This is a genomic window from Amycolatopsis sp. NPDC058340 (genome assembly GCF_042723975.1).
Classification (GTDB): domain Bacteria; phylum Actinomycetota; class Actinomycetes; order Mycobacteriales; family Pseudonocardiaceae; genus Amycolatopsis.
In genome coordinates, this window is record NZ_JBHXIB010000008.1 from 1 (window position 1) to 14,314 (window position 14,314).

12 protein-coding genes are annotated in these 14,314 nt (G+C 67.7%); 6 read left to right on the plus strand and 6 right to left on the minus strand.

Annotated features, from left to right (window positions below; genetic code table 11):
- Window positions 1-235 precede the first annotated feature (235 nt).
- Window positions 236-913 carry a peptidylprolyl isomerase gene (locus ACFWIW_RS12590; protein WP_378368551.1) on the plus strand — a complete coding sequence of 226 codons (678 nt, stop codon included), beginning with the start codon at window positions 236-238 and terminating at the stop codon, window positions 911-913.
- A gap of 10 nt (window positions 914-923) precedes the next feature.
- Here the strand turns inward: ACFWIW_RS12590 and ACFWIW_RS12595 are convergent, their stop codons facing one another.
- The 4 genes from ACFWIW_RS12595 to ACFWIW_RS12610 all read right to left on the minus strand — a co-directional run bounded on the left by ACFWIW_RS12595 (window position 924) and on the right by ACFWIW_RS12610 (window position 3,784).
- Window positions 924-1,400 carry an SMI1/KNR4 family protein gene (locus ACFWIW_RS12595; protein WP_378368552.1) on the minus strand — a complete coding sequence of 159 codons (477 nt, stop codon included), beginning with the start codon at window positions 1,398-1,400 and terminating at the stop codon, window positions 924-926.
- A 41-nt stretch (window positions 1,401-1,441) separates the two neighbouring features.
- Window positions 1,442-2,371: an SMI1/KNR4 family protein gene (locus ACFWIW_RS12600; RefSeq protein ID WP_378368553.1), complete on the minus strand. Its 930-nt coding sequence runs from the start codon at window positions 2,369-2,371 to the stop codon at window positions 1,442-1,444.
- Entirely contained in the window at window positions 2,368-2,895 is a 528-nt protein-coding gene (locus ACFWIW_RS12605; protein ID WP_378368554.1) for a hypothetical protein, read from the minus strand. The genes ACFWIW_RS12600 and ACFWIW_RS12605 overlap by 4 nt, the downstream gene beginning before the upstream one ends.
- Window positions 2,896-3,268: 373 nt before the next feature.
- Entirely contained in the window at window positions 3,269-3,784 is a 516-nt protein-coding gene (locus tag ACFWIW_RS12610) for a hypothetical protein (protein ID WP_378368555.1), read from the minus strand.
- 90 nt (window positions 3,785-3,874) lie between these two features.
- Between ACFWIW_RS12610 and ACFWIW_RS12615 the strand changes: the two genes are divergently transcribed.
- The 3 genes from ACFWIW_RS12615 (at window position 3,875) to ACFWIW_RS12625 (ending at window position 10,164) form a co-directional block, all read left to right on the plus strand.
- Entirely contained in the window at window positions 3,875-4,963 is a 1,089-nt protein-coding gene (locus ACFWIW_RS12615; RefSeq protein WP_378368556.1) for an acyltransferase family protein, read from the plus strand.
- Window positions 4,964-5,106: 143 nt separating this feature from the next.
- On the plus strand, window positions 5,107-8,715 hold the full coding sequence (gene metH, locus ACFWIW_RS12620) for a methionine synthase (protein WP_378368557.1): 3,609 nt from the start codon (window positions 5,107-5,109) through the stop codon (window positions 8,713-8,715).
- A gap of 12 nt (window positions 8,716-8,727) precedes the next feature.
- Entirely contained in the window at window positions 8,728-10,164 is a 1,437-nt protein-coding gene (locus tag ACFWIW_RS12625) for a PLP-dependent aminotransferase family protein (RefSeq protein ID WP_378368558.1), read from the plus strand.
- A 54-nt stretch (window positions 10,165-10,218) separates the two neighbouring features.
- Here the strand turns inward: ACFWIW_RS12625 and ACFWIW_RS12630 are convergent, their stop codons facing one another.
- Complete coding sequence (locus ACFWIW_RS12630) at window positions 10,219-10,947, minus strand: alpha/beta fold hydrolase (protein WP_378368559.1); 729 nt, start codon at window positions 10,945-10,947, stop codon at window positions 10,219-10,221.
- A 48-nt stretch (window positions 10,948-10,995) separates the two neighbouring features.
- Here ACFWIW_RS12630 and ACFWIW_RS12635 point away from each other — a divergent pair, with 48 nt between their 5' ends.
- On the plus strand, window positions 10,996-12,246 hold the full coding sequence (locus ACFWIW_RS12635) for a cytochrome P450 (protein WP_378368560.1): 1,251 nt from the start codon (window positions 10,996-10,998) through the stop codon (window positions 12,244-12,246).
- A gap of 52 nt (window positions 12,247-12,298) precedes the next feature.
- Here the strand turns inward: ACFWIW_RS12635 and ACFWIW_RS12640 are convergent, their stop codons facing one another.
- Complete coding sequence (locus ACFWIW_RS12640) at window positions 12,299-13,756, minus strand: MFS transporter (RefSeq protein ID WP_378368561.1); 1,458 nt, start codon at window positions 13,754-13,756, stop codon at window positions 12,299-12,301.
- Between the two features lie 86 nt (window positions 13,757-13,842).
- Here ACFWIW_RS12640 and ACFWIW_RS12645 point away from each other — a divergent pair, with 86 nt between their 5' ends.
- Entirely contained in the window at window positions 13,843-14,229 is a 387-nt protein-coding gene (locus ACFWIW_RS12645; RefSeq protein WP_378368562.1) for a MarR family winged helix-turn-helix transcriptional regulator, read from the plus strand.
- Window positions 14,230-14,314 lie beyond the last annotated feature (85 nt).

The following is a 14,314-nucleotide window of genomic DNA, read 5'->3' on the forward strand; positions in this document are numbered from 1 at the left end:
TTTTCGATATACACCCCATACCCCACCCCACCACCACCTGGACCGAGGGCTCACCGCCACCCTCACCCGCCCGAAGTACATGAAGGCCCCCTTCCTGTACTTCGGCAAGGCTGTGAAGGTCGCCGGTCCGTGAGGGCCTCCTTCACTACCTTCAGGGTAGGCAAGGAGGCCCTCACGGACCGAACCCCTGTGAAGCGCTACCCGGCGACCATCCTTTTGGGTTAGGTTCCCCCTCATGAAGCTGCGCTGGGGTGTCACCGCTGTCGTTTCCGCTCTCGCCGCCGTGTTCCTGCCCGGCGTCGCCACCGCCGCACCCGTGTCTTCGGCCTCCTTGCCGATCGTGCGCTGCGAGTTCACGCCGACACCGGAAAACCCCGCGGCCCGCCCGGTCCTGAGGCCGCTCCCCTTCGCCCTGACCCGCGGCACCGTCGACGTCACGTTCCGCTTCAACTACGGCCCGGTGACCGTGCGCCTGAACCGCGCCGGCGCCGCCCCGTGCGCCGTCCACAACCTGGCGAGCCTGGCGCTGCAGCGCTTCTACGACCACAGCCAGTGCTGGCGCCTGACGAACTCGTCGCGCCTCGGCGTCCTGCAGTGCGGCGACATCTACGAAGCCGAAAAGGGCGGACCCGGCTACAAGTTCCCGGACGAGGTCGACGGCACCGAGACCTACGAACGCGGCACCATCGCCATGGGCAACCAGGGCCCCGGCACCAACGGCAGCGAGTTCTTCATCGTGCACTCGTTCGCGAACATCCCGAAGAACTACTCGGTGATGGGCAAGGTCGTGCGGGGCATGGAGGTGCTGGACCGGATCGTGGCGAACGGCATCATCCCGACTGATCCGAACGGTCCGCAGGACGGGCTGCCCGCGAAGCCGGTGAAGATCCAGAAGGCGACCGTCGGTTTCTGACGGCTCAGACTCACGAGCCGGCGGCTACCAGGAGCCTGAGGAACTCGCCGAAATCACGGGCAACCCGACGCGGAACTCGATCTTCATCGACGTAGACGACGGCAGGCTCACCGTCGACGCCACATTCGCGATAGTCGAGCATGACCGCGTCATGCCCGCCGGACGGCATATCGAAGAGCACTATCCCGATATCCGGATACCCCCATTCCGAGATCAGGTACCGGCTCCCGCACCCGCCACCCGAGTCGATCCCATGGGCACCACCGATTCCGATCAGCGATCGCACCTCGAAGTGATCGTCCGCCCACGAAGTCGGGAACGACGTCGGAAATCGCCTTCGCCGAAGGAACCCGCCGTTCCTCTGTCGCAGGACATCCGAATAGGACGACGGGAGCCGGTACCCGAGCCGCTCCTCGGCCTGCCTGATCAGCTCATCGTCGGCAGGTGGGCCGGTGAACGGGTCTTCACCGTCGAACAGGTCGGTCACTGCTTACCTCCGTAAACCGGTCGCCCCTCAACACATCGATCTCAGACCGGCTCCTGCGACAGGCTGAATTCGGTGACCTCCTTTCGCCGGAGCATCCTCCAAACCGGATCCCGAAGCATCGATCCAAGCCAGTTCTCGAAATGGGAACCGTCTCCACGGAACCACCACACCGAGCGGCTCCCGAGTGACCGCAGGTCGGCATCCACCCGCAAGTGAAACGCGAAGCTGACCTGCGAAAACTCGTGATGCTCGCCGTCGGCGTCGACGACCTCCATCTGCCGCACGAACCCGACCGAGAACATCGGCTCGGCGAGCCAGTTCACTTCGCCGTACTCGAAGAGGAAACCGTCGGTGTCAGCGCCCTCGGGTACGGCGAATGCGACGGCCTCGAAGCCACGGACGGCGGCCACGACCTCGTCGACGCCAGGAGGCTTCCGACGTGCTCGGGGAAGCCCGAGGAGATCTTGGGCGACGCTGATCGCAGAGCCGATGGGACGTTTCGCTTCTCCGCGGTGCACAGATCGCGCGCACAGCGCGAGAGCGAAAGACCCGAAATCGTCTCCCAGCTTCTCCGGGGCCTCATCGGCGTGAGCCCAAGCCAGGACCGGATACTCGCCGGAGTCGTCCGGCCGCGAGGAATCGAGGACGATCGTCCCGCCCATGCCGTCGAACATCACCACGATCAGCTCGGGAGGAAGCCTGTGGTTCCGGCGCATTTCCAAGGTCTCGTCAACAGACCCGAGCAACCGCGAGCCACGAGCGGGAGTCCGATACACACCGAGGAACTCCTCACCCGCGATATCCCAGGTGCCGAATTCCTCGATCAAGCGACGATACGAGGGCGGGAACGTGACACCCAGTGCCCGTTCCGCGGCACCGATCATCGCTTCATCGCAAGAGCCGCAGTGGTCCGAGATGTCGTTGTCAGCGCGGATCAGTTCGATCAGCCGCTCGCTCGCTTCGACGCTCACTCGTTGATCCGGTCTTCCAATTCAGCCAGGACAGTGTCCAGGAATCGCCGGAGGTCCGGGGCGACCGTGGTGACCCCCGCCTGTTCCGCATCGTAGGTGCCGGCCACGAAGGCGCCTCCACAAAGCCGGTACACACCACAGCCGCTCATGCTGAGAGCGAACAGCGCACCTCCGCCGTCCGACCCGAAAACGATGATCGGGTCCTCTGTGAACCCACCGAGTAAAGTTGGCATCGCTCCTCGCAATCCGGCGATCACATCCCGGGCCGAATGCACGAAAGTGCCATTGCCGAGGTCCGGCAACGACACCTGTCTCACAACGGCATAGAAATCCAACAGTTCCGTCGCGCAGCCAAGGTCCGCGAGTAGCCGGATATCGTCCGAATCATCACCCGCCAGGAGCACTTGGTTCCCTCCGGGCGGATAGCCGTGTTCAGCCTCGAACCTTCGCTCGAACTCGGCGCTCAGGAAGGACATCCTCTTGCACCAGGAGCGCAAGTCCAGGCGGGGCCGGTCGAATTTCACGGACGCTCCCGAAGTCCCAGCCGGGCCAAGAAGTCAAGGAAACAGGGCGCTTGACGTTCGCTCCTGCCGTCCTCGTGATACCAGAAGGCGAAGCCCCACCAATCCCCCGTGCCGACCGGCGCCACCGCGATAAACCCCGACTCCCTCATCGAGCCTTGATCGACCGAGACGACGTCGTCGGCCCCAGAGACGGGCGCGACGACCGGCAAGCAGGTCGACGAAGAGGAACGCGCCATCGAGCTCGCGCTCGACTCGCTCGATCTCCTCCTCGGACCAACACCATGAATCGAAAGGAAAGAAACCTTCGGGGTGGTCCTGAACCGGTAGTCCACCCCTGGTCCGTAGCACCAAGGAACCCCATGACGCTCAAACCTCACGACTTCAGACACTCCACCAGTTTCGCGGGCTCTCGTTCGCCCGACCTCAACAGCTTGAGCATGAGCTCGCCGGGCGCGTTCACGCGTTGCTCCAGCCGGCCACTCTCGTCGACCACCTCGCCGCCGTGAACGACCCCGGCCGCGATGACGATCACCAACGACAGAAGCTCGTCGAGCTTCATCCCGCGAGAGCGGGCCTCCGCGAAGACCGACCACCGTCCCGGGATCTCGGCGCACTCCGGCCCCATGACCATGACCTGCGCGCCCGCGGCGCTTCCCCAGTCGAATCTCCATATCCGCCCGGTATCCCCCGTCACGACGATGTCGATGTCGTCGACGTCCAGAAGGAGCCGCATCGTGACCGTGGCCACACGGGCGACCGACGCCATCCGCGGTTCGTCGGCACACCACGCTTCGTAATCGACCGCCATCGCCAATTCGCTTTCCGGTAATCCAAAATCAGCGGCCTTCGCCAGGTGGTGAATCCCCAACAGAAAACACAGGAAACACACAGCCCCCTCACAGGAACCGCCATTTCACCCTTTAGAGTGACGCATCCGCGCCGGCCCGACTATCGGTGACGTTCCTGGGGGGTTCAAAGCATGATGACGCACGAGCAGTACCTGTCCACGAAGAGATTCCCGGCCCTCGACGGGTTGCGCGCGATCGCCGCGCTCCTCGTGGTGGTGTTCCACTACGGAGGACCGTCGTGGGCCATGGCCAACGGGTGGATCGGCGTCCACCTGTTCTTCGTTCTTTCCGGTTTCCTGATCACCACGCTGGCACTGCGTGAAGAAGACAAAAACGGCAGGATCTCGCTCGCGAACTTCTACATCCGTCGCGCGTTCCGCATTCTTCCCGTGTATTTCGCGGTTCTGGGCATCATCATCGTGTTCACCTATCTCCGCGGCCAGTACACCTCCAGCGGGCTCGCCGGAGCGATGCCGTACTTCCTGACGTTCACCAACGAATTCGCCCACAACGCACCTTTCGGTCAGTCGTGGACCCTGGGTGTCGAGCAGAAGTTCTACCTCGTCTGGCCGTTCCTGGCCTTCGGCATCGCGGCGTTGAGCTTCCCGAAGCGGCTGGGCCTGGCGGTCGGCCTGATCGCGCTCATGATCGCCCTGATCCCGGTGATGCCGTACGCCGGCGCCTACTCGCCCATCATCATCGGTTGCGCGCTCGCCATCGGCCTGCACTACCGCAAGGGGTTCGCGGTCCTCCGCGTCTTCACTCACCCGCTGGCCAGCTTCGTCCTGCTCGCGGCACTCGTCGTCCTCCAGATCCATGTCACCGACATCGAGGCCTTCTTCCACGACGGCGGCACGATCGGTGGCACCACGTACGCGGTGCTGGTCGCGCTGTTCATCACCTCGCTGATCCCGCGCGGCCCGATCGCCTGGCTCTTCTCGACCCCTCCGATGCGGTTCATCGGCGAGCGGTCGTACTCCGTCTACCTCCTGCAAGGGGTGGCGGCGACCGTGGTCGCGCTGTCGATTCCCCAGCTGGGCGCCCACCGGACGCTGACCGCGATCGCCGTGACCGTCGTCGCCTTGATCATCTCCGACGTCCTCTACCGCTGGGTCGAGGTGCCGATGATCGAAGTCGGCCGCAAACTGGTCGCCCGGCGCAGGCCCGCACCGCCCCGTCCCACGATCCGGGAAGCCGAACCCGCCCTGGCCAGGGGCTGAGCGATTCGGGCGGATCACCCTTGTGCGGGTCCGGTACTCTGGTCGCCAAGGTCGAGAGGCGCTGCAACGGACCGCGGGGTCCGCCACGCTCGGCCCCGGACTTCACCGCAAGGGCGCCTCCCACGACATGGGAGGAGCGCTGGATGGAAACGACCGCCCTGCGAAAGCTGCTGGATGAGCGCATCGTGGTGCTCGACGGCGCGTGGGGGTCGATGCTCCAGAACGCCGGCCTCAAGCCTGAGGACTACCGCACCGAGCGGTTCCAGGATCATCCTCGTGACATCACCGGCGACCCCGACCTGCTGAACATCACCCGGCCGGACGTCGTCCTCGACATCCATCGCCAGTATCTGGACGCCGGCGCCGACATCACGACGACGAACACGTTCACCGCCACGACCATCGGCCAGGCGGATTACGGCCTGGAGCATCTCGCGTACGAGATGAACCTCCGCGGCGCCCAGATCGCGCGCGAGGCGGCGGACGCGGCGGGCGGGAAGTTCGTCGCCGGGTCGGTCGGTCCGCTGAACGTCACGTTGTCACTGTCGCCCAAGGTCGAGGACCCGGCGTTCCGCGCGGTGACCTTCGACGAGGTGTACGCGGCGTACGCCGACCAGATCAAGGCTCTCGCCGAGGGCGGCGTCGACCTGCTGCTCATCGAGACGATCTTCGACACCCTCAACTGCAAGGCCGCGATCGCCGCGGCCCGTGACGTCGCGCCGCATCTTCCGCTGTGGATCTCGGTGACGATCGTCGACCTGAGCGGCCGGACGCTGTCCGGGCAGACGGTCGAGGCCTTCTGGAGCTCCATCGAGCACGCGGATCCGCTGCTCGTCGGCGTCAACTGTTCGCTGGGCGCCGAGGAGATGCGCCCGCATATCGCCGAGCTGTCCCGCCTCGCGGGCACGTACACGGCCTGTCACCCCAACGCCGGCCTGCCGAACGCGTTCGGCGGGTACGACCAGACGCCCGAAGAGACCGGCGGGCTGCTCGGTGACTTCGCCACGGCCGGGATGGTCAACGTCGTCGGCGGCTGCTGCGGCACGACCCCCGCGCATATCAAGGAGATCGCCGACGCCGTCCGGGGGATGGCGCCGCGGACCGTGCCGGATCCGAAGGCGCACACCCGGTTCAGCGGGCTCGAGCCGTTCGAGATCGGCAAGGACACCGGGTTCGTCATGATCGGCGAGCGGACCAACGTCACCGGATCCGCCAAATTCCGCAAGCTGATCGAGGCCGACGACCACCAGGCCGCCGTCGACGTCGCGCTGGAGCAGGTCCGCGGCGGGGCGAACCTGCTGGACGTCAACATGGACGCCGACCTGCTCGACAGCGAAAAGGCGATGACCACGTTCCTGAACCTCATCGCCACCGAACCAGAGGTCGCCAGGCTGCCGATCATGATCGACAGCTCGCGCTGGACGGTCCTCGAAGCCGGGCTGAAATGCGTGCAGGGCAAGGGGGTCGTCAACTCCATCAGCCTCAAGGAGGGCGAGGAGCAGTTCCTCCAGCAGGCCCGTCGCATCCGCGACTACGGCGCCGGCGTGGTCGTGATGGCCTTCGACGAGCAGGGCCAGGCCGACACCGCCGACCGCAAGGTCGAGATCTGCGCCCGCGCGTACGACCTGCTCACCCAGCAGGCCGGTTTCGTCGCCGAGGACATCATCTTCGACCCGAACGTGCTCGCGGTCGCGACCGGTATCTCCGAGCACAACGGGTACGCCAAGGCGTTCATCGACGCGCTGCCGCGGATCAAGGAACGCTGCCCCGGCGTGCACATCAGCGGCGGTATCTCGAACCTCTCGTTCTCCTTCCGCGGCAACAACGTCGTGCGCGAGGCTATGCACTCGGCCTTCCTGCTGCACGCCGTGCGCGCCGGGCTGGACATGGGCATCGTCAACGCCGGGCAGCTCGCGGTCTACGAAGACATCCCCAAGGATCTGCTGGAGCTGGTCGAGGACGTGCTCTTCGACCGCCGTGAGGACGCCACCGACAGGCTGGTCACCTTCGCGGAAACGGTCAACGGCAAGGGGACCAAGCGCACGGTCGACCTGTCCTGGCGCGAGAACACGGTCGAAGCCCGCCTCAGCCACGCGCTGGTGCACGGCATCGTCGACTACATCGAAGAGGACACCGAGGAAGCGCGCCAGAAGCTGCCGAAGCCGCTGGAGGTCATCGAAGGCCCCCTGATGGACGGCATGAAGATCGTCGGTGACCTGTTCGGGTCCGGGAAGATGTTCCTGCCACAGGTGGTCAAGAGCGCGCGCGTGATGAAGCGGTCGGTGGCCTACCTCGAGCCGTTCATGGAGGCCGAGAAGGAGAAGGCACGCCTCGAAGGCCGGATCGAAACCCGCCAGGGCAACGGAAAGGTCGTCCTGGCGACGGTCAAGGGCGACGTGCACGACATCGGCAAGAACATCGTCGGCGTCGTCCTCGGCTGCAACAACTACGAGGTGATCGACCTCGGCGTGATGGTCCCGGCTTCGGTCATCCTGGACACGGCCGTCTCCGAGGGCGCCGACGCCATCGGGCTCTCGGGCCTGATCACGCCGTCGCTCGACGAGATGGTCAACGTCGCCGCCGAAATGGAGCGGCGCGGGCTGAAACTGCCGTTGCTGATCGGCGGCGCGACCACCTCGCGCCAGCACACCGCGGTCCGCATCGCGCCGGCGTACGAACACACGACTGTGCACGTCCTCGACGCCTCTCGCGTCGTCGGCGTCGTCGGCGACCTGCTCGACGCGGACCGCGCCGAGATCCTCGACAAGAAGAACCGCGAGGATCAGGAAGAGCTGCGCGTGCAGCACGCGAACAAGCAGCGCACACCGTTGCTGACGGTCGAGCAGGCCAGGGCCAATCCGGAGAAGGTCTCCTTCGACGACATCCCGACGCCCGCGTTCACCGGCGTCCGGTACGTCTCGCCGTCGCTCACCGAACTGCGCGAGATGATCGACTGGACCTTCCTGTTCCTGGCCTGGGAGCTGAAGGGCAAGTACCCGGCGATCCTGGACAACCCGGTGGCCAGGGAGCTGTTCGACGACGCGAACACCCTGATGGACCAGATCATCGCCGAGGAACGGTTCCAGGCCAAGGGCGCGTACGCGTTCTGGCCGGCGCACTCCGAGGGCGACGACATCATCCTGGAGTCGGGCCTCAAGTTCCCGATGCTGCGCCAGCAGACGAAGAAACCGCTGTCGCGGCCCAACCGCTGCCTGGCGGACTACATCGCCCCTGCCGGCGCCGGCGATCACCTCGGCGGCTTCGCGGTCACCATCCTCGGTGCCGAGGACTTCGCCGCCGAGTTCGAGGCCAAGCAGGACGACTACCGCGCCATCATGGTGAAGGCGCTCGCGGACCGGCTCGCCGAGGCGTTCGCCGAGCATCTGCACCTCCAGGCGCGGCGGGACTGGTTCGAACCGGACGCCGATCCGAAGCTGGAAGACCTGCACGCCGAGAAGTTCCGCGGTATCCGCCCGGCACTGGGTTACCCGGCGAGCCCGGATCACAGCGAGAAGCAGGAGCTGTTCGACCTGCTCGACGCGGGCAGCTTCGGCATGGGGCTGACGGAGTCCTTCGCGATGACGCCGGCGGCGAGCGTCAGCGGGCTGATCTTCGCCCACCCCGCTTCGCGGTACTTCACCGTCGGGCGGCTGGGCAAGGACCAGATCGAGGACTACGCGGCCCGTCGCGGCCTCGAACTGTCCACTGTGGAACAGTGGCTCCGCCCGAACCTCGCCTACGACCCCGAATGACACAATGATCCGGTGACTGCCGAGGGCTCGGACTTCCTGCAGCTGGACATCGGGGACGCACCGCCGGGGCGCCGGTCGGACTGGCTGGCGTCGCGGTTGCGGCACGCCATCTCCGACGGCCGCCTGCCGGTCGGCAGCAGGCTGCCCGCCACCAGGGCATTGGCCGCGGACCTACGGGTTTCCCGCGGCGTGGTGACGGAGGCCTACCAGCGGCTGGTCGAAGACGGTCACGTCGCCGGACGCGGCCGCGCGGGCACGGTGGTCGTCGCGGCGCCGGCGAGGACGAAGGAGCAGACCGCGCCCGGTCCCCCGGCCGCGGGCACGATCTTCCGGCCCACCCCCGGGATCGGCGTCTTCGATTCGCTGCGGTCGACACCGGCGAGGATCGACCTGTCCCCCGGCGTGCCGGATCTGACGGCGTTCCCGCGGACGGCCTGGTTACGCGCGGAACGCACCGTGCTCAACGACCTCTCGGCGGCGGCCTTCGGCTACGGCGACCCGCGGGGCGCGCCCGCGTTGCGGCTGGCCATCGCGCACTGGATCGCCCGCACCCGGGGCATCACCGCCGACGCCGACGACGTGCTGATCGTCGCCGGGGTCGCGCAGGGCCTCGGCTTGCTGGCACAGGTGTTGCGCGACAACGGGATCACCGAGATCGCCGTCGAGGATCCGAGCTCGCTGGGCGCGCGGCAGCATCTGCACGACCGGCGGCTGGCGACGCCGCCGATCCGGGTCGACGAAGACGGGGTCGACGTCGGCGAGCTCGTGCGCAGCGGCGCCCCCGCCGTGCTGCTCACGCCCGCGCACCAGTTCCCGACCGGTGTCGTGCTCGGCGGGGAACGCCGTCGTGAGCTCATGCGCTGGGCCGCGGACGGCGGGCTGATCATCGAGGACGACTACGACGCCGAGCACCGCTACGACCGCCCGCCGGTCCCCGCGCTGCGCTCGATGCTCGCCGAGCAGGTCTGTTACGCGGGCAGTGTGTCGAAGTGGCTCGCGCCCGCGCTCCGGGTGGGCTGGATGCTGGTGCCGCCGCGCTACCGGGACGAGGTGGTCGCGGCCAAACGGTTCGCCGACCTCGGAAACGCCGTCCTCCCGCAGCTGGTGCTCGCGCATCTCATGGAGTCCGGCGAGATGGAACGGCAGCTGCGGTTCGTGCGCAAGCGGCATCGCCGCCGCCGGGACGCGATGATCGAGGCGCTGCGGACGCATCTGCCGGACGCCGTGGTGCACGGTGCCGCCGCCGGGCTGCATCTGACGATCACCTTCGACGGCGGGTTCTCCGATCTCGACTTCGCCGCCGCCGCGCTGGAGCAGGGGGTGAAGGTGCAGCCGCTGTCGTGGCACTGTCAGCGGCCGATGAATCCCGGCCTCGTCCTCGGGTACGGGGCGAGCCCGGCGAGCGACATCGCCGAGGGCATCGCCACCCTCGGCCGCCTTCGACGCTAACCACCCCCGCGTTTCGTCCTCTGAATGCGGTGGTTCGACGGCGAACTACCGCATTCAGAGGACGAATTGCCCGAGGAAGGCCAGGAGCACGGCAGGGTCTTCGACGTGGGCGTTGTGGCCCAGCCCGGGAAGTTCGACGGATGCCTCGCTGAGCGCGCGAAGCTGTTCGGGGCGGCTCATGGGGTCGTGCTCGCCGGCGGCGAGGGCGACGGGACAGCGCGCGGCGCCGAGCAGGCCGGGCATGTCGGGAGCGCCGACGGCGAACGCGCGGGGATCCAGGGCCAGCCGCCAGCCGCCTTCGGTTTCGACGATCCCGTCGGGATCCGCTTCGGCCAGACCGGTGAGCCCGGCGATCTTGAGGAACGCCCGTTCGGCGTCCTCACGGGTTTGGAAGACACGGGGCGGTTTCGCCGCCATGTCCGCGGCCTTCGCGAGGTCGGACTCGCTCCAATCGACCTTGACGCCCACCGCGAGCAACCCGTCGACCCGGAGCCCGAACCACCCGCTGGCCAGCGCGAGCCCGACGACCCCGCCCAGGGAGTGGCCGATCACCAGCAGCGGACCGCGTTCCGGGAGCACCTCGGCGACGGCCGCGGCCAGGCCGCCGAACGAGTAGTGCGCCGAGTGCGGGGACGCCCCGTGCCCTGGCAGGTCGGGCGCCAGCCAGCGGTAACCGGGTTGCAGCATCAGGCCGTCCCAGACCGCGCCCGTCGCGCCGAGGCCGTGCAGCAGGAGCACGGCGGGGCCTTCGGTTCCGGCGGTGCGCATCTTCAGCGTGTCCACCGGACGGATCTTTCCTCAGTCCCTGGTGTGCGGGCTAGTGTCGACGCCGTGATCACCGATCCGGACGTATACACCCGAGGCGTGCCGTACGAGCACCTCGCGGCGCTGCGCCGGGAGTCGCCGGTCGTGCGCGTGGACGATTTCTGGGCCGTGCTGCGGCATTCGGACGTCAAGCACGTGCTGAAGAACCCGAAGCAGTTCTCGTCGCACCTCGGCGGGACACAGATCCGGGATCCGGCGACCGGGCAGGACCTCGGTTACGTCCGCCGGATGATGCTCAACATGGATCCGCCCGAGCACGCCCGGCTGCGCGGCCTGCTCACCAAGGCGTTCACGCCGCGCGCGGTCGGCAGGCTGACCGAACGGATCCAGGGCTGGGCAAGGGAGCTGGTCGCCGGGGTCCGGGCGGACGGCGAGTGCGACTTCGCCACCCTCGCCGCCGATCTCCCGTTGCTGACGCTCGCCGAGGTCTTCGGGATCCCCGAGCAGGACCGGCGGCTGATGTACGACTGGAGCAATCGCGTGATCGGCTACCAGGACGCCGACTACGCGGTGAGCGCGACCGTCGAGGCGGACGACGTCACCGATCTCGCGCGGGCGGCGCTGGCGGTGCGGCCGGTCCCGGGGCCGGACGGCGCGATGCCCGATCCGCGCACGCGCGCCGGGATGCCGGATCTCTACGCGTACGCCACCGCGCTCGGCGAGTACAAGCGCCGGCATCCGGGCGACGACGTGATGAGCAACCTCATGGGTCACGTGGAAGACGGCGGACGGGTTTCGATCGCGGAGTTCGAGAACCTGTTCTGGCTGTTTTCCGTGGCGGGCAACGAAACGCTGCGCAACGGCATCCCCGGCGGGATGCTGGCGCTGCTCTCGCATCCGGATCAGTACCGGCGGCTGCTGGCCGATCGTTCGCTGCTTCCCGCCGCGGTGGAAGAGATGTTGCGCTTCTGGACGCCGGTCATGCACTTCCGCCGGACCGCGACCGAGGACGTCGTCCTGTCCGATGTGGACATCCGCGCGGGCGAGAAGGTGGTCGTCTGGTTCTCCGCCGCGAACCGGGACGAGTCCGTCTTCGAAGACCCGGACCGGTTCGACATCGGCCGCACTCCCAACGATCACCTGACCTTCGGGCACGGCCCGCATTTCTGTCTCGGCGCCCAGCTGGCGCGGGTGCAGCTGCGCGCGATGTTCGAGGCCGTCCTGGATCTGCTCGGCGAGGCCGAACTCGCCGGTGAACCGGTGCGGTTGCGGTCGAACTTCCAGAACGGGCTGAAATCCCTGCCGATCCGCTGGTAGCGAAAGGCCCCTTCCCGCCCCCGAGCGCGGGAAGGGGCCCCTCACACCCTGGTCATTCAGCGGCGGCGTACTCCGGTTCGGCGACCGCGGAGCGGGCTTCGGCCTTGCGCAGGCCGACGACTCCGGACAGCGCCACCAGGACACTGATCACGGCGATGCCGGTGACGACGGTCAGCGCGGGTGCCAGACCGTTCAGCAGCGCCGCCGGGCCGGTGGCCCCGCCCGAGTTGCCGGTCAGGACCGCGGTCACCACGGCGAGCCCGATCGCGCCGCCGACCTGGATCGACGTGTTCAGCAGTCCACCGGCGAGCCCCTGCTCGTCGTCGGAGATGCCGTTGGTCGCCTGGATGTTCAGCGACGAGAACGCCAGCATGAAGCCGATGCCCAGCAGGATCATGCTCGGCAGCACCGAACCCGCGTAGCCGGAACTCTCGTCGATCCGCAGGAACAGCGCGTACCCGATGACGTGGGCGACCACACCGGCGAGGATCGTGCGCGGGGTGCCGAGCCGGTCGATCAGCGGCTCGATCCGAGGCGAACCGAAGGCCACGATCAGCGCGGCGGGCAGGAAACCGAGCGCGGTCTGCAGCGCGGACCAGTGCAGCACGGTCTGCAGGTACAGCATCACCACGAACTGGAAACCGATGTAGGCGCCGAAGAACGTGGCACCGCCGAGGTTGGCGCGGGCCAGCGGGCCGGAGCGCAGGATGCCGAGCCGGAGCAGCGGGTGCTTGCTGCGCTTCTCGATGAACACGAAGGTGACGAGCAGGGCGAGCGCGAGGGCGAACGAGATCAGCGTCCGCGGCGCGGCCCAGCCGATCTCCGGCGCTTCGACCACGGCGAAGACCAGCAGGAGCGAACCGGCGGCACCGGTGATCGCGCCGGGGAAGTCGTAGCCGCCGCCCGTCTGCGGCTGGTAGGACGGGATCAGCTTGATCGCGGCGACCAGCGCGGCGATCGCGATCGGCACCGGCAGCAGGAACGTCCAGCGCCAGCCCACCTCGGTGAGCAGACCGGAGAAGACGAGGCCCGCGGAGTAACCGCTGGCACCGAAGACGGCGAAGATGCTGATCGCCCGGTTGCGGGCGGGACCTTCGTGGAAGGTCGTGGTGATGATGGACAACGCGGCCGGTGCGGTGAACGCGGCGGCCAAACCCTTGATGAAGCGGGTGGCGATCAGCAGCGCGCCGTCGTCGACGAGGCCGCCGAGCAGGGAAGCGAGCGCGAAGACCGCGACGGCGACGAGGAAGACCCTGCGCCTGCCGAGCAGGTCGGCGGTGCGGCCACCGAGGAGCAGCAGGCCGCCGTAGCCGAGCACGTAGGCGCTGATGATCCACTGCAAGGCGCCGGTGGAGAGGCCGATGTCGGCCTGGATGGACGGGAGGGCGACGGCGACCATCGACACGTCGAGCGCGTCGAGGCCGACGACAACGGACACAGTGAGCAGGACACCCCAGAGGCGCGCGTCCCACCTTGTCGAGCTGGTGGACAGCTGCACGGAAGAACTCATGATCCGTACAGTACATGCACACGCATCTAATGCAAGTGCATTTAATGACTTTGCATAAAATTCACGTGCATGCTATCTTGGGCCGCGTGAGCGACGTCGCCGAAGAAGACCTGCTGCGGGAGTGGCACGACCTGTCCGCCCGGCATGCGGCGGTCTACGGCCGGCTCGAGTGCCGCCTCCAGGAGCGCCACGGTCTCGGAGTCACCGAGTTCGAAGCCCTCGAACGCCTGGTGACCTGCGCCGTCGGCAAGTGCCGCGCGGCCGATCTGACCGAGGTCGTGCACCTGAGCCAGAGCGCCACCTCGCGGCTCGTCGCCCGCCTCGAACGCGAGGGTCTCGTCCAGCGCGCGCTCTGCGAGTCGGACCGGCGCGGCATCTTCGTCGTCGTGACCGACGAGGGCCGCCGCCGCTACGAAGAGGCGAAGCCGACCCACCGGTCGACCCTCGAAGAGACCCTCACCGTCGACGCCTGACCTCAAGCCTCGTGAGTGGCAAGGACGGTTAGAACCGTCCTTGCCACTCACGAGGCCCGTGGGGTCGCGCCCGGGGGCTTTTAGA